Source organism: Streptomyces sp. NPDC018045 (assembly GCF_044327445.1).
Taxonomy (GTDB): Bacteria; Actinomycetota; Actinomycetes; order Streptomycetales; family Streptomycetaceae; genus Streptomyces.
Genome location: NZ_JBIRFL010000005.1, coordinates 502,126 through 516,921, shown reverse-complemented (window position 1 = coordinate 516,921; position 14,796 = coordinate 502,126). Strand labels below are relative to the sequence as shown.

Annotated in this window: 13 protein-coding genes; 2 read left to right on the top strand and 11 right to left on the bottom strand. The window is 72.9% G+C overall.

Annotation, left to right across the window (positions count from 1 at the left end; genetic code table 11):
- Positions 1–105: 105 nt before the first annotated feature.
- From galK to galT, 3 genes are read right to left on the bottom strand one after another with little or no spacing between them, the layout of a single operon-like run.
- Positions 106–1,326, bottom strand: coding sequence for a galactokinase (galK, locus tag ACH4EB_RS15995; RefSeq protein WP_398348050.1), 1,221 nt, complete (start codon positions 1,324–1,326; stop codon positions 106–108).
- Positions 1,323–2,294 carry a UDP-glucose 4-epimerase GalE gene (galE, locus tag ACH4EB_RS15990; protein WP_398348048.1) on the bottom strand — a complete coding sequence of 324 codons (972 nt, stop codon included), beginning with the start codon at positions 2,292–2,294 and terminating at the stop codon, positions 1,323–1,325. Before galE ends, galK begins: the two co-directional genes overlap by 4 nt.
- The gene (gene galT, locus ACH4EB_RS15985; RefSeq protein WP_398348046.1) at positions 2,291–3,337 is read right to left on the bottom strand and encodes a galactose-1-phosphate uridylyltransferase; all 1,047 of its coding nucleotides are present in this window, start codon (positions 3,335–3,337) and stop codon (positions 2,291–2,293) included. The genes galE and galT overlap by 4 nt, the downstream gene beginning before the upstream one ends.
- 236 nt (positions 3,338–3,573) lie before the next feature.
- On the opposite strand from galT, the gene ACH4EB_RS15980 reads away from it, so the two are divergent.
- Both ACH4EB_RS15980 and ACH4EB_RS15975 read left to right on the top strand, forming a co-directional pair.
- The gene (locus ACH4EB_RS15980; protein WP_398348044.1) at positions 3,574–5,244 is read left to right on the top strand and encodes a sodium:solute symporter family protein; all 1,671 of its coding nucleotides are present in this window, start codon (positions 3,574–3,576) and stop codon (positions 5,242–5,244) included.
- 29 nt (positions 5,245–5,273) lie between these two features.
- Positions 5,274–5,570: a hypothetical protein gene (locus ACH4EB_RS15975; RefSeq protein ID WP_398348043.1), complete on the top strand. Its 297-nt coding sequence runs from the start codon at positions 5,274–5,276 to the stop codon at positions 5,568–5,570.
- Between the two features lie 10 nt (positions 5,571–5,580).
- Here ACH4EB_RS15975 and ACH4EB_RS15970 read toward each other — a convergent pair whose 3' ends face one another.
- From ACH4EB_RS15970 to rsmI, 8 genes are all read right to left on the bottom strand, one after another.
- The gene (locus tag ACH4EB_RS15970; RefSeq protein WP_398348042.1) at positions 5,581–6,297 is read right to left on the bottom strand and encodes a LuxR C-terminal-related transcriptional regulator; all 717 of its coding nucleotides are present in this window, start codon (positions 6,295–6,297) and stop codon (positions 5,581–5,583) included.
- A gap of 236 nt (positions 6,298–6,533) precedes the next feature.
- Positions 6,534–8,336, bottom strand: coding sequence for an ABC-F family ATP-binding cassette domain-containing protein (locus ACH4EB_RS15965; protein WP_398348041.1), 1,803 nt, complete (start codon positions 8,334–8,336; stop codon positions 6,534–6,536).
- 289 nt (positions 8,337–8,625) lie between these two features.
- Positions 8,626–9,531 (bottom strand): 4-(cytidine 5'-diphospho)-2-C-methyl-D-erythritol kinase, encoded by a 906-nt coding sequence (locus tag ACH4EB_RS15960; protein ID WP_398348040.1) that lies wholly within the window; start codon positions 9,529–9,531, stop codon positions 8,626–8,628.
- The gene (gene rsmA / locus ACH4EB_RS15955) at positions 9,528–10,421 is read right to left on the bottom strand and encodes a 16S rRNA (adenine(1518)-N(6)/adenine(1519)-N(6))-dimethyltransferase RsmA (RefSeq protein WP_398348039.1); all 894 of its coding nucleotides are present in this window, start codon (positions 10,419–10,421) and stop codon (positions 9,528–9,530) included. The genes ACH4EB_RS15960 and rsmA overlap by 4 nt, the downstream gene beginning before the upstream one ends.
- Before the next feature lie 70 nt (positions 10,422–10,491).
- On the bottom strand, positions 10,492–12,147 hold the full coding sequence (locus tag ACH4EB_RS15950) for a ubiquitin-like domain-containing protein (protein WP_398348038.1): 1,656 nt from the start codon (positions 12,145–12,147) through the stop codon (positions 10,492–10,494).
- A gap of 126 nt (positions 12,148–12,273) precedes the next feature.
- Entirely contained in the window at positions 12,274–13,149 is an 876-nt protein-coding gene (locus tag ACH4EB_RS15945; RefSeq protein WP_398348037.1) for a TatD family hydrolase, read from the bottom strand.
- 75 nt (positions 13,150–13,224) lie between these two features.
- Positions 13,225–13,698 (bottom strand): hypothetical protein, encoded by a 474-nt coding sequence (locus ACH4EB_RS15940; RefSeq protein WP_398348036.1) that lies wholly within the window; start codon positions 13,696–13,698, stop codon positions 13,225–13,227.
- A 171-nt stretch (positions 13,699–13,869) separates the two neighbouring features.
- Positions 13,870–14,739, bottom strand: coding sequence for a 16S rRNA (cytidine(1402)-2'-O)-methyltransferase (gene rsmI / locus ACH4EB_RS15935; protein ID WP_398348035.1), 870 nt, complete (start codon positions 14,737–14,739; stop codon positions 13,870–13,872).
- Positions 14,740–14,796: the final 57 nt, after the last annotated feature.

The window sequence follows — 14,796 nt, the reverse complement described above, 5'->3', positions numbered from 1 at the left end:
CCAGCGGCCGTCGAGGGACACAAGTCGACAAGGTTCGTCTCAATCCGATCGGCCGGAGGGCGGGCCGGGGCGCGCCCGGGACGGGGCCTCCCCCGGCTCCGCCCCTCACAGCAGCCGCCGCGCCCCCGCGCTCGGAACGGCCGGAAAGATCCGGGGCGCCGCGTGTCCCGCCGCCGCGAACGCCTCGGTGATCCGCCCGGCGACGGTGTCCGCGGCCGCCTCCTCGACGAGGACGACGGCCGAGCCGCCGAACCCGCCGCCCGTCATCCGCGCCCCCAGCGCGCCGGCCGCGCCCGCCGCCTCGACGGCGAGGTCCAGCTCCGCGCAGGAGACCCGGAAGTCGTCGCGCAGCGAGGCGTGTCCCGCGGTCAGCAGCGGGCCGATGGCGCGGGGCTCGCCGGCGTCCAGGTGGGCGATGACGTCCTCGACCCGCCGGTTCTCGGTGACGACGTGCCGGACGGCGGCCCGGACATCGGGACCGTCGGCGTCGGGACCGCCCCGCTCCGCCGCCAGTCCGTCCAGGGCCGCGGGCAGGTGTGCGTACGGCACGTCACGCAGCGCGTGTACGCCGAGCGCCCGCGCACCGCGCTCGCACATGGCGCGGCGCTGTGCGTACGCGCCGTCCCCCAGCTCGTGCCGCACCCGGGTGTCGACGACCAGGAGCCGCAGCCCCGCCCCCGCCAAATCGAACGGGACCTGCCGCTGTACGAGATCGCGGGTGTCCAGGAACAGCGCGTGGCCGTCCGTGCAGCAGGCCGCCGCGGTCTGGTCCATGATGCCGCAGGGCACGCCCACGAAGGCGTTCTCGGCGCGCTGCGCGAGCCGCGCCAGGCGCTGCCGGGTGAGCCCGAGTCCGTACAGCTCGTCGAGGGCGAGCGCGGTGACGACTTCCAGGGCGGCCGACGAGGACAGCCCGGCGCCGACCGGGACGGTGCTGTCGTAGTGGAGATCGGCGCCGCCGACGGGCAGTCCGGCCTCGCGCAGGGCCCAGGCGATGCCCGCCGGGTAGTCCGCCCAGCCGCCGCCGGAGGCCGGGCGCAGGGCGGCCGGGCGCAGTTCGGCGATCCGGCCGTTGCCGCCGCCGTCGCCGGAGTGCACCCGCAGGACGCCGTCGGCGCGGGGCGCGGCGGCGGCGAGGGTGGTGTGCGGCAGCGCCAGCGGCATCACGAAGCCGTCGTTGTAGTCGGTGTGTTCGCCGATCAGGTTGACGCGGCCGGGCGCCGCCCACACCCCGGCGGGGGCGGCGCCGTACACCTCGCGGAAGCGCTCGGCGGTGCGCCGGGCGCGCTGCTCCCGGTCCGCGGCCGGGCCGCTGGTGTCCGTCATGGGGTGCCGGCCTCCCTGCGCCGGGCGAACTCCCAGGCGTCGGCGACGATGTCGGCCAGGCCGGTACGGCTGGGGCGCCAGCCGAGCCGGTCGGCCGCGGTCTGCGCGGAGGCGACCAGGACGGCGGGGTCGCCACCGCGGCGGCCCGCGGTGATCTCGGGTACGGGGTGGCCGGTGACCTTGCGGGCGGTCTCGATGACCTCGCGTACGGAGAAGCCGTTGCCGTTGCCGAGGTTGCAGATGAGGTGCTCGCCGGGGGCGGGCGCCTCCAGGGCGAGCAGGTGGGCCTGCGCCAGGTCGGCGACGTGGATGTAGTCGCGTACGCAGGTGCCGTCGGGCGTGGGGTAGTCGTCGCCGTAGACGGAGATGGCCTCCCGCTTGCCCTGGGCGACCTGGAGGACGAGGGGGATCAGGTGCGATTCGGGGTCGTGGCGCTCGCCGCAGTCGCCGTAGGCGCCCGCGACGTTGAAGTAGCGCAGCGAGACGGCGGCCAGACCGTGTGCGGCGCACTCGCCCGCGATCAGGTGGTCGACGGCGAGCTTGGAGGCGCCGTACGGGCTGGTGGGCGCGGTGGGCGCGGATTCGGTGATCGGGGTGCGCTCGGGCTCGCCGTAGGTCGCGGCGGTGGAGGAGAACACCAGCGTGCGCACGCCGGCGCCGCGCATGGCGGCGAGCAGGTCCATGGTGCCGCCGACGTTGTTGCGCCAGTACTTCTCGGGGTCGGTGACGGACTCGCCGACCTGGGAGAAGGCGGCGAAGTGCAGCACCGCGTCGTAGGAGGGGTCCAGGTGGCGGGCGGCGTCCTGGACGCGGCCCTCGATGAAGCGGGTGCCGGCCGGGACGCCCTCGCGGTGTCCGGTGGACAGGTCGTCGAGGACCGTGACGGTGTGCCCGGCTTCGACCAGGTGTGCCGCCACGACGCTGCCCACGTATCCCGCGCCGCCGGTGACCAGGTACTTGTTGCTCACTCGCTCGCTACCTCTCGCAGTCGCTCGGCCGCAGCCTCCGGCGGCACGTCGTTGATGAACACGTTCATGCCGGATTCGGAACCCGCGAGGAACTTCAGCTTGCCGGAAGTACGGCGGACGGTGAAAAGCTCCAGATGGAGCGCGAACTCGCCGCGTTCGGCGGCGTACAGCGGCGCCTGGTGCCAGGCGGCGATGTACGGGGTCGGCGGCTCACCGGGGCCGAAGATCCGGTCGAAGCGCCGCAAAACTTCCAGATAGACCTGTGGGAACTCTGTGCGCGCGTCCTCGCCGAGGGCGAGCAGGTCGGGGACCCGGCGCTTGGGGTAGAGGTGGACCTCGTACGGCCAGTGGGCGGCGTACGGGACGAAGGCGGTCCAGTGGGCGGTGTCCAGGACGACGCGGCGGCCGTCGGCGCGTTCGTCGGCGAGGACGTCGTCGAAGAGGTTGCGGCCGCCGGTGCGCTCGCGGTGGGCGGTGAGCGAGGCGAGCATGCGTTCGGTGCGGGGGGTGGTGAAGGGGTAGGCGTAGATCTGGCCGTGCGGGTGGCCGAGGGTGACGCCGATCTCCGCGCCGCGGTTCTCGAAGCAGAAGACCTGCCGGACGCCGGGCAGTTGGGAGAGTTCGGCGGTGCGGTCGGTCCACGCCTCCAGGACGAGAGCGGCCTGCTCCTCGGTGAGGTCGGCGAAGGAGGCGTCGTGGTCGGGGGTGAAGCAGACGACCTCGCAGCGGCCGGTGTCGCCGGCCAGGGAGGGAAAACGGTTCTCGAAGACGGCGACGTCGTAGTCGGCGGCGGGGATCTCGGTGGCGCGGCCGTCGCGGGAGGGGCACAGCGGGCAGGCGTCGGCCGGCGGGTGGTACGTACGGCCCTGGCGGTGCGAGGCGACGGCGACCGCGTCCCCGAGCAGGCGGTCGTGGCGGATCTCGGAGGCGGTGGAGACCGGGTCGAGCGGGCGGCGGTCGGTGGCGTCGCGCACCGCGTCGTCGCGCAGGTCGTAGTAGATGAGCTCCCGGCCGTCGGCGAGCCGGGTCGTCGTCTTCTTCACTGGAGCACTCCTCGGGCACACCGTCACACCCATCAAACACAATCACACACAATGAAGCACAACTAAACAACCTCGTCAACGCCGGGCTTTCGGCCGGCCCGCCATCGGGAGAATGCGCCGCAAAGCGCCCGCGCCCATCACGATGGGGCCACGAGAACGAACAAAAGTCTTCAGTTTCTGAAGGACCGCGCGTAGGTTCCTGTGCGTTCATCACGCACAGAGAAGTGAGTGCTCCCATGATCACCTTGGCCGCAGGGCTACGGCTGCCCACCAACGGGCTCGACTACGCGATTCTGGCCCTCTACTTCGTCGTCGTCCTCGGCATCGGCTTCGCCGCCCGGCGCAGCGTGCGGACCAGCCTGGACTTCTTCCTGTCCGGGCGGTCGCTGCCCGCCTGGGTCACCGGCCTGGCCTTCGTCGCCGCCAACCTGGGCGCCACCGAGATCCTCGGCATGGCCGCCACCGGCGCGCAGTACGGCGTCGCCGTCGTGCACTGGTACTGGATCGGCGCCATCCCCGCCATGGTGTTCCTCGGCCTGGTGATGATGCCGTTCTACTACGGCTCGCGGGTCCGCTCCGTACCGGAGTTCCTGCTCCAGCGCTTCGACAGGTCGGCGCACCTGCTCAGCTCGGTGCTGTTCGCCTTCGCCGCCATCCTGATCGCGGGCGTCAACCTCTACGCCCTGTCGATCGTCGTCGAGGCGCTGCTGGGCTGGCCGCAGTGGGTGGCCATCGTCGTCGCCGGCCTGTTCGTGCTCGCGTACATCACCGTCGGCGGCCTGTCCTCGGCGATCTACAACGAGGTGCTGCAGTTCTTCGTCATCCTGGCCGCACTCATCCCGATCTGCGTCATCGGCCTCAAGCGGGTCGGCGGCTGGGACGGGCTGACCGCGTCGCTGGAGAAGAGCCACGGCCACAGCTTTCTGACGGCCTGGGACGGCACCGGCATCGGCGAGGCCAACGCGCTCGGCGCCAACTGGCTGACGATCGTCCTCGGCCTGGGCTTCGTGCTCTCCTTCGGCTACTGGACCACCAACTTCGCCGAGGTGCAGCGCGCCCTGTCCGCCAAGAACCTCTCCGCCGCGCAGCGGACCCCGCTGATCGCCGCCTTCCCGAAGATCTTCATCGTCTTCCTGGTGATGATTCCCGGCCTGGTCGCCGCCGTCGTCGCGCCGCGCATCGGCACCGAGGGCTCCGGCCTGACGTACAACGACGCGATCCCGCTGCTGATGCAGGACCTGCTGCCCAACGGTGTCCTGGGTGTCGCGGTCACCGGTCTGCTGGCCGCCTTCATGGCGGGCATGGCCGCCAACGTCTCGTCGTTCAACACCGTCTTCACCTCCGACATCTGGGCGAAGTACGTGAAGACCGGCCGCGAGGACCGCTACTACCTGCGGTTCGGCCGGCTGATCACCGCCATCGGCGTGCTGTGCAGCATCGGTACGGCCTTCCTGGCCGCCAGCTTCAGCAACATCATGGGCTACCTCCAGACGCTGTTCTCCTTCTTCAACGTGCCGATGTTCGTGGTCTTCATCATCGGCATGTTCTGGAAGCGGGCCTCCATGAAGTCCGGGGTCTGGGGCCTGGTCGCGGGCACCACCGCAGCGATGGTCAACTACTTCTGGATCTACAAGCAGGGCATCATCGCGATCCCCACCGACCAGGGCGCCAACTTCGTCTCCGCGATCGTCGCCTTCGTCGTCGGCGCCGTGGTGATGGTCGGTGTCACCCTGTTCACCGAGCCCAAGCCCGCCGCGGAACTCGCCGGCCTGGTCTACGGCACCAGGTCCCCCGGCCTGGCGGAGCCGCCCGCCGAGGGCGACGACGCCTGGTACCGCAAGCCGGCCCTGCTCGGCTGGGGCGCGGTCGTCATCGCCGCGCTCTGCTACCTCCCGTACTCCTTCTGACGCCCGCACCTGCCGAAGGAAACAGCACCATGAGTGACTACCAGCACGAGGTCGAGCTCGAACGCAGGTCGGCGACGGCCGCCCGGCTCTTCGACATCCGGCTCATCATCGGCGGCCTGTTCACGCTCTACGGCGTCATCGTCATGATCGCCGGATGCGCCGCCACCGAGGCGGACCTGAAAAAGGCCGAGGGCATCAACATCAACCTCTGGACGGGCCTGGGCATGCTGCTCCTCGGCCTGTTCTTCCTGGCCTGGCTCAAGCTCCGCCCGGCCGTCCCGCCGACCGCCGAGGACCTGGCGGCCCTCCGGGACGACACCGACTGACCGGCGCCCGTCACGGCGGCGGGACCGCCTCGGCCCCCGCCGCCTCGCGCGCCCCCGCACCCCGCGTCGCCGCCCGGTCCAGCAGCCCCGTACGGGCCGCCAGCGCCGCCGCCTCCAGCCGCGAGCCCACGCCCAGCTTCATCAGGACCCGCTGCACATGCGTACGGGCGGTGCTCGGCGCGATGCCCATCCCCGCCGCGATCAACCGGGTGTCCTCGCCCTCCGCGACCCGCACCAGCACCTCCACCTCGCGCGGGGTGAGCATCTGGAGCAGCCGGGCGCCCTCGTCGTCGGGCTGCGCGGCCGGATGCAGCAGTTCCTCGAAGGCTTGCTGGAGCAACTGCGGCGCGATCGCCGCCTCGCCCGCCCGCGCCTTCATCATGGCGCGTTCCACGCCCTCGATGCGCTCGTCGTGCCGTACGTAACCGGAGGCGCCCGCGGCGAAGGCGGCCGCGATCCCGCGCGGATTGGGCACCGGCCCGAGCACCACCACCGCGACCTGCGGCCGCTCCTTCTTGATCCGTACGACCGGGTCGAAGGCGCCCGGTTCGGCCGGGGACGCCGTGCCCAGCAGGCACACTTCGGGTGCCCGGCTCACCACCAGATCCGCCGCCCCGGCGCTCGGGGCGGCCGCCGCGAGCACGCGGTGCCCGCGCAGTTTCAAGGCCGAGGCGAGTGCCTCGGCGAGCAGTCGGTGATCGTCGACCACCATCAGCCGCACGCCCATTGCAGCAACCCCCCAATTCCCCGGCGAGCCCAGCCCCCCGGCCCCCGCCAGGCCCCTTGCCCCCGGAAGCTACACGCTTGTTCGACATTGCGCGCCCCCTCAGGGGAAGAAGCCTGCCGCAACGCTGAAATCCCGGCCAATCGGGGTTAGTTACACCCAGCTTCTTGGCCGAATGTGACAGAAGGGGCCCCGGAGACGATCGCTTGCGGTCGTCTCCGGCAGTGACGGCCGGACCCCTACGCGTCCTCCGCCAACTCCAGCCACCGCATCTCCAGCTCCTCCCGCTCCCCCGCCAGCCCGCGCAGCTCGGCGTCCAGCCCCGCCACCTTCTCGAAGTCCGTCGCGTGCTCCGCGATCCGCGCGTGCAGCTTCGCCTCCTTCTCGCCGATCCGGTCGAGCTGCCGCTCGATCTTCTGCAGCTCCTTCTGCGCCGCCCGCGTCACCGCGGCCGGCTTCTGCTTCGGCGCGGCCTCGGCCGGACCCGGCGCGGGCGCCGCCGCGTCGATCACCTGCTGCCGCCGCTCCAGGTACTCGTCCAGACCGCGCGGCAGCATCCGCAGCGTCGCGTCACCCAGCAGCGCGAACACCCGGTCCGTGGTCCGCTCGACGAAGTACCGGTCGTGGCTGATGACCACCAGCGACCCGGCCCAGCCGTCCAGCAGGTCCTCTAGCTGCGTCAGCGTCTCGATATCGAGATCGTTGGTCGGCTCGTCCAGGAACAGCACGTTCGGCTCGTCCATCAGCAGCCGCAGGATCTGCAACCGCCGCCGCTCGCCACCGGACAGGTCACCGACCGGCGTCCACTGCTTCTCCTTGGTGAACCCGAACTTCTCGCACAACTGCCCCGCGGTCATCTCCCGGCCCTTGCCGAGATCCACCCGCTCCCGCACCCGCTGCACGGCCTCCAGCACCCGCAGCGCCGGGTCCAGCTCCGTGACCTCCTGCGACAGATAGGCCAGCTTCACGGTCCGGCCGACCACGATCTTCCCCGCCGCCGGCTGCGCCTCACCCTCCGTACGCGCCGCCTCGGCCAGCGCGCGCAGCAACGAGGTCTTGCCGGCCCCGTTCACCCCCACCAGCCCGATCCGGTCCCCCGGCCCGAGCTGCCACGTCAGGTGCTTCAGCAGGACCTTCGGCCCGGCCTGCACCGTCACATCCGCCAGCTCGAAGACCGTCTTGCCCAGCCGCGAGTTGGCGAACTTCATCAGCTCGGCGGTGTCCCGCGGCGGCGGCACGTCCGCGATCAGCTCATTGGCCGCCTCGATACGGAACCGCGGCTTGCTCGTACGCGCCGGAGCACCCCGCCGCAGCCAGGCCAGCTCCTTGCGCATCAAATTCTGCCGCTTGGCCTCTTCACTGGCCGCGATCCGCTCCCGCTCGGCACGAGCGAAGACGTAGTCGCTGTACCCACCCTCGTACTCGTGGACGTCCCCACGCTGCACGTCCCACATCCGCGTACACACCTGGTCCAGGAACCACCGGTCGTGCGTCACGCACACCAGCGCCGACCGCCGCGCCCGCAGATGCCCCGCGAGCCACGAGATCCCCTCCACGTCCAGGTGGTTCGTCGGCTCGTCCAGCACGATCAGGTCCTGCTCGGCGATCAGCAGCTTCGCCAGCGCGATACGGCGGCGCTCACCACCCGACAGCGGCCCGATCACCGTGTCCAGGCCCTGCCCCAGCCCCGGCAGGTCCAGCCCGCCGAACAGCCCGGTCAGCACGTCCCGGATCTTCGCGTTGCCCCGCCACTCGTGATCCGCGAGATCACCGATCACCTCATGGCGCACGGTCGCGGCCGGATCCAGCGAATCGTGCTGCGTCAGCACACCGAGCCGCAGCCCGCTGTTGTGCGTCACCCGCCCGTTGTCGGCATCCTCCAGCTTCGCGAGAATCCGGATCAGGGTCGTCTTGCCGTCGCCGTTACGCCCCACGACACCGATCCGGTCCCCCTCATTGACACCCAGGGAAACACCGTCGAGCAGCGCACGGGTCCCGTACACCTTGCCCACGGCTTCCAGATTGACGAGGTTGGCGGCCACTCTTCACTCCATCGGTCGGGTCCTCCCGACAGCCTAGTCGTGCGAACGGCCTCAACCACGACGCCGGGAAAGCCGCCCACCGGCCGGGGCTCGGGGCCACGCAGGGGTCTCCCCGCAGGCAGCCCGGCGCCAGGGTTCACGGATGACCTCACGTCGCCTCAAGGGTGCCGTGGGGGTACCCCCGGCCGGAGGCTGGGGGAGAGTGGCCCCTGCGGAGCCCCGAGCCCCCCCACCACCGGACCAACCGCGCAAGACGCGCCCCCCCACACGCCCCCCCCCACACCGCCCCCTAAACGACCACAGCCCCCGGAACCGCCCCCGCAGCCACCCGCACCCCCCGACACGTCCCAGAGCCCACCAGGGCATCGGCCACAGCACCAGCCGCCTCAACATCCTCGACAAGAAACGCCGTAGTGGGCCCCGACCCGGAAACCAGCCCCGCCAACGCCCCCGCGGCACCCCCCGCCGCGAGTGTGGCGGCCAGCGACGGCCGCAGGGAGAGAGCCGCAGGCTGGAGATCATTGGAGAGGGCCGCACCCAGAGCCACCGCGTCCCCGGCGCGCAGAGCGTCGAGCAGCGCCGGAGACGCCTCGGGAGCCGGCACGTCCACCCCCTCCGTGAGCCGGTCGAACTCGGCGTAGACGGCCGGTGTGGACAGCCCGCCGTCGGCCACCGCGAAGACCCAGTGGAACGTACCGCCCACCTCCAGCGGCGTCAGCAGCTCCCCCCGTCCGCGCCCCAGCGCCGCACCGCCCACCAGCGAGAACGGCACATCGCTGCCCAGCTCGGCACAGATTTCCAGCAGCTCCTCGCGCGAGGCCCCGGTGCCCCACAGCGCGTCGCACGCCACCAGCGCGCCCGCCGCGTCCGCGCTGCCGCCGGCCATGCCGCCCGCGACGGGAATGTCCTTGGCGATGTGGAGGTGCACATCGGGCGCGATGCCGCGCCGCGCGGCGAGGAGTTCCGCGGCGCGGGCGGCCAGGTTCGTGCGGTCGAGGGGGACGCGGTCGGTGTCCGGTCCGGTCGCGGTGACGCGGAGCGACTCGGCGGGCGCCGCGGTGACCTCGTCGTACAGGCCGACGGCCAGGAAGACGTTGGCCAGGTCGTGGAAGCCGTCCGGGCGCGCGCCGCCGACGGCGAGCTGGACGTTGACCTTGGCGGGTACCCGTACGGTGACGGCGGGCCGGCCGGTCACGCGGCGCTCCCCTCACGGTCGGGCCGGTGCTCGGCGATGCGGGCGAACTCCTCGACGGTCAGTGCCTCGCCGCGCGCCTGCGGCGAGACGCCCGCGGCGACGAGGGCGGCCTCGGCGGCGGCGGCGGACCCGGCCCACCCGGCCAGCGCCGCGCGCAGCGTCTTGCGGCGCTGGGCGAACGCCGCGTCGACGGCGGCGAAGACCTGGTCGCGGCTGGCGGTGGTCTCGACCGGCTTCTCGCGGCGGACCAGCGAGACCAGGCCGGAGTCGACGTTGGGCGCGGGCCAGAACACGTTGCGCCCGATCGCGCCGGCCCGCTTGACCTCGGCGTACCAGTTGGCCTTGACCGACGGCACGCCGTACACCTTGTTGCCGGGCCGGGCCGCGAGCCGGTCGGCGACCTCGGACTGGACCATGACCAGGGTGCGGTCGATGGTGGGGAACGTCGCGAGCATGTGCAGCAGGACGGGCACGGCGACGTTGTACGGGAGGTTGGCGACCAGCGCGGTGGGCGCGGGGCCCGGCAGGTCCCGGACGAGCATGGCGTCGCTGTGCACGAGCGCGAAGCGGTCGGCGCGGGCGGGCAGCCGGGCCTCGACGGTGGCGGGCAGCGCGGCGGCCAGTACGTCGTCGATCTCGACGGCGGTGACCCGGTCGGCGGCTTCCAGCAGCGCCAGGGTCAGCGACCCGAGCCCGGGGCCGACCTCGACGACGACGTCGTCCGGCCGGACCCCGGCGGTGCGCACGATGCGGCGGACGGTGTTGGCGTCGATGACGAAGTTCTGGCCGCGCTGCTTGGTGGGGCGTACGCCCAGCGCGGTGGCCAGTTCGCGGATGTCGGCGGCGCCCAGGAGGGGGCCGGGCTCGTCGGTGGGGCTGCTGTTGCTCACCCGTGCAGCTTACGGCGCGCCGGCCCGGGGCCGACGACGACGCCCGCCGCGCCCCGCCGCCGGGGCCTGCTCAGTCGTGCAGCCTGCGCCCGCAGACCGGCCATGGGCTCGCCCCCCGGCTGATGTAGAGCTTCTTGGCGCGGTAGGTCTGTTCCCCGGCCGGGGCGTCCTGGGGGCGTCCGCTGCCGCCGAGACCGCGCCAGGTGCCGGTGTCGAACTGGTAGAGGCCGCCGTAGGTGCCGGACGCGTCGACCGCGTCGGGGCGTCCGCCCGCCTCGCACTGGGCGAGCGCGCCCCAGTTCAGGTGGTCGGCGCCGGAGACCCGTACCGGCATCGGCTTGGTGCCGATGTGCACGATCCGGTCGCGCGGTTCGCGGACGACCTCGGAGCCGACCTTTCTCGGCCGCTGCTGGACGCCGTTGACGGTGCGTACCTCGTAGGTGAGGCGGCGGATGCCGGGCCGGCCCTGGCGGACCACCGTCTCGGTGCCCTTGAAGAGCGTCGGGTCGGCCTTCTTGACCGTCTCGAACGGGATGGTCACCTCGCGGACCTTCTCGGCGCCGGTGATCCGCAGGACGGAGACGGTCTGTCCGTCGCGCGGGAAGGACTCGGGCGCGACGGAGGTGGTGTCCTCGCCGCGCAGCACGATGCCCGCCTGGTCGAGCGCCTCGCTGACGGTGGCGGCGTTGGTGCGGACGGTGTGTTCGCGGCCGTCGGCGACGAAGGTGACGCTGCGTTCGGTGCGGACGTCGAGGTCGAGGCCGTTGCGGCCGATGCGGCGGCCGGGGTCGGCGGACAGGTGGGCGCCTTCGGCGCGTACGCCGAGCTGGCGCAGAGCCCCGCCGACGGTCTCGGCGGTCGTCCAGACCTGGCGGCGCTCGCCGTCGAGGGTGAGGCGGACCGGCCGTCCGTAGCGGACGACGATCTCGTCGCCGCTGGTCAGCGCGGCGTCGGCGGCGGGTTCGACGAGGTCGTGCGCGCCGACCTCGACGTCTTCGTCGGCGAGCAGGTCGCCGACGTCGGCGGCGAAGGTGTGCAGGGTGCGGGGTTCGCCGTCGACGTCGATGCGGACGGCCTTGTCGTGGGCGATGAACGCGGAGGTGCCGCCGGCGAGGAAGGCCACGACGAGGGCCTGCGGGAGCAGGCGGCGGCGGGTTTCGGTGCCGTCGGCGCCGCGGCGGTCCACCGCGCCCAGCCGGCCGGTCATGCCGCGGCGGTGCGCGGTGCCGCGGGAGGCCCGGCGGGCGGCGGCCCGGCCGCCGGCGCGGGGGGCGGGGACGCCGGCGAGGTCGTCGCGCAGCGGCACCAGCGGTCCCTGGTGGGGCACGCGTCCGGGCGTCTGAGGGGCGGCGGGCGCGGATGGCTCCCAGGGCTCGTTCTCACCGGGGTCGGCGGGTCCGCCCGGCGTTTCCTGCGGCTGCCGGGCGTCGTCGGTCTCGCGTGCCGGGTACGGGTACGCCGGGGCCGGGCCGTATCCGGCGCCGCTGTCCCGGGCGGGCTCGGGCCGGTCGGAGGCGGCGTACGGGCCGTAGGCGCCGTAGGCCCCGTAGGCCCCATGGGCCGCGTACTCGCCGTACGCGCTGTGGGCCCCGTACCCCCCGTACTCGCCGTGTGTCGCGTACCTCCCGTACGGGTCGGAGGTCTCGACGGCTGCGTCACGCGGCGGCTCGGTGCTCGGTCCGTGTCCGCCGTGCGCGACGTGGTGGCTGCCCTGCGAATGAGTCACGACGCTCCACGTGCCACGGATCCGGGTTCTCGGGCCGGAATGTAGCGGAGCGCCGGTGACTCTCCAAAGCGGACCCGCTACGCAGTGTCGTCGCGCTATTGTGCCGCGCCCGCGTCCGGGTGCCGCTCAGTGGCCGAAGGCGCGCGCCGTGTTCGCGGCCACGGCGGTGGCCAGCGCGTCCTCCGTCATCCCCGTGACCTCGGCCATGGCCCGCAGCGTGACCGGAATGAGATAGGGGGCGTTAGGCCGTCCGCGGTACGGGGCGGGGGTGAGGAAGGGCGCGTCGGTCTCGACGAGCACCAGTTCGGGCGGGGCGACGGCGAGCGCGTCGCGCAGCGACCGGGCGTTCTTGAAGGTGACGTTGCCCGCGAAGGACATGAAGTAACCGGCCTGGGCGCAGATCTTCGCCATCTCGGCGTCGCCCGAGTAGCAGTGGAAGACGACGGTGTCCGGCGCGCCCTCTTCGCGCAGGATCCGCAACACGTCGTCGTGGGCCTCGCGGTCGTGGATGACCAGGGCCTTGCCGTGCCGCTTGGCGATCTCGATGTGGGCGCGGAAGGAGTACTGCTGGGCGGCCATGCCGTCGGGGCCGGTGCGGAAGTGGTCCAGTCCGGTCTCGCCGACGCCGCGGACGTGCGGGAGGGCCGCCAGGGCGTCGATCTCGGCGAGCGCGGCGTCGAGCGCGGCGTCGCCGCCCGGTGCGCGGGCCCCTTGCCGCGACCATCCCTCGGGGTCGCCCAGGACGATGCGCGGCGCCTCGTTCGGGTGCAGTGCGACCGTCGCGTGCACGGCCTCGTACGCGGCGGCGGTCTCCGCGGCCCAGCGCGAGCCGTTCACGTCGCAGCCCACCTGGACGACGGTGGTCACGCCCACCGAGGCGGCCTTGGCGAGGGCGTCCTGCACCGAGCCCGCCTGCATGTCCAGGTGGGTGTGCGAGTCGGCGACCGGCACCCGAAGCGGTTCGGGCAGCGGCGGCGGCGTGTCCTTGGTCGTACTGCTCATGGCCGCGATCCTACGAGGGACGGGTGAACGCCACGCCTCCAGGAGGCCCGTCCCCGCACGACCGCGGCCGTCTCCTCACCTGCGGTGGTGCTGGAAGGGGTGCAGCAGGTCGGCCAGGTGCCAGTGGTGGCGCTCGCGGTGACCGTCGGCGGTGGCGCCGTCGCCGGTGGTGTCGCCCTGCTGCGGCACGGTGCCCGCGGCCGCGCCCGCGTTGCCCTCGGCGGCGCCCGCCGAGGGCTGTTCGTACAGACCGGCCATCGCCCTGGAGATCATCGAGACCTGTCCGGCCCGCATGATGCGGACGACGTGGCCGCCGCAGTTCAGGCAGGTGGGCCGGGTCAGGGGGGAAGGCACGCGCTCGCCGTCGGCGTGGTAGACACAGTGCACGCGCCCGTCCGCGTCGACGTGGTGCCTTATCTCGTACGACTGCTCCCAGCCGTAGCCGCAGCTCATGCACGCGAAGGCGTAGGCCTCGTGTGCCGGGGGGTCGGTCCGGGGGGTGGGGTGGGCGCCGGTGGTGATGCCCGGCGTACGCGCGATGTCACTCATAGCCGCTCCTCTTGCCCGCTGGACAAGGTCTCCGGGGACGGACGTCCCACCTCTCAGTGGACGCCTTTCCCGGCGGTGGCGCAGCAGGGCCTTCCAGCTATTGGCGCAGATTTGGCGAGGTGCAAAGACTCAGCCCCCGCTGCGCGGCCCACGTTTTACCTTCCAGGCTAGTCATTTACCTTCCGCCGGTCCCGTCCGCGCCGCATTCTTTGCCGCGACGACGGCATCGAACACCTCGCGCTTGGGCAGCCCGGTCTCCGCGGCGACGGCGGCGATGGCCTCCTTGCGGCGCTCCCCCGCCTCCTCCCTGACCTGTACGCGACGGACGAGCTCGTCCGGGCCGAGGTCCTGCGGGCCGGTCTCGGGGGCGCCCTCGACGACGATGGTGATCTCGCCGCGTACGCCGTCCGCCGCCCACGCGGCCAGCTCCGCCAGCGGCCCGCGCCGGACCTCCTCGTACGTCTTGGTCAGCTCGCGGCAGACCGCGCCGCGGCGGTCCGCGCCGAGGATCTCGCTCATGGCGGCGAGGGTGTCGTCGAGGCGGTGCGGGGCCTCGAAGTAGACGAGGGTGCGGCGTTCGTCGGCCACCTCGCGCAGCCGGGAGCGGCGTTCACCGGGCTTGCGGGGCAGGAAACCCTCGAAGCAGAACCGGTCCACGGGCAGGCCGGAGACGGCGAGCGCGGTGAGCACCGCGCTGGGGCCGGGCACCGCGGTGACCTTGATGCCGCGCTCGACGGCGGCGGCGACCAGGCGGTAGCCGGGGTCGGAGACGGAGGGCATGCCGGCGTCGGTGACGAGCAGGACGCGGGCGCCGCCTTCGAGGGCGTCGGCCAGCTCGGGGGTGCGGGCGGCCTCGTTGCCCTCGAAGTACGACACGACGCGGCCGGTCGTGTGCACGCCGAGCGCCTGGGTCAGGCGGCGCAGCCGCCGGGTGTCCTCGGCGGCGATCACCTCGGCCGCCGCCAGTTCGGCGGCGAGCCGCGGCGGCGCGTCCGCGACATCGCCGATGGGCGTCCCTGCAAGTACCAGCGTTCCAGTCACGCCCCCATCCTCCCAGCCGTACGGCGGGGCGCGTTCCGGTGGCGGCAGCCGCACGCG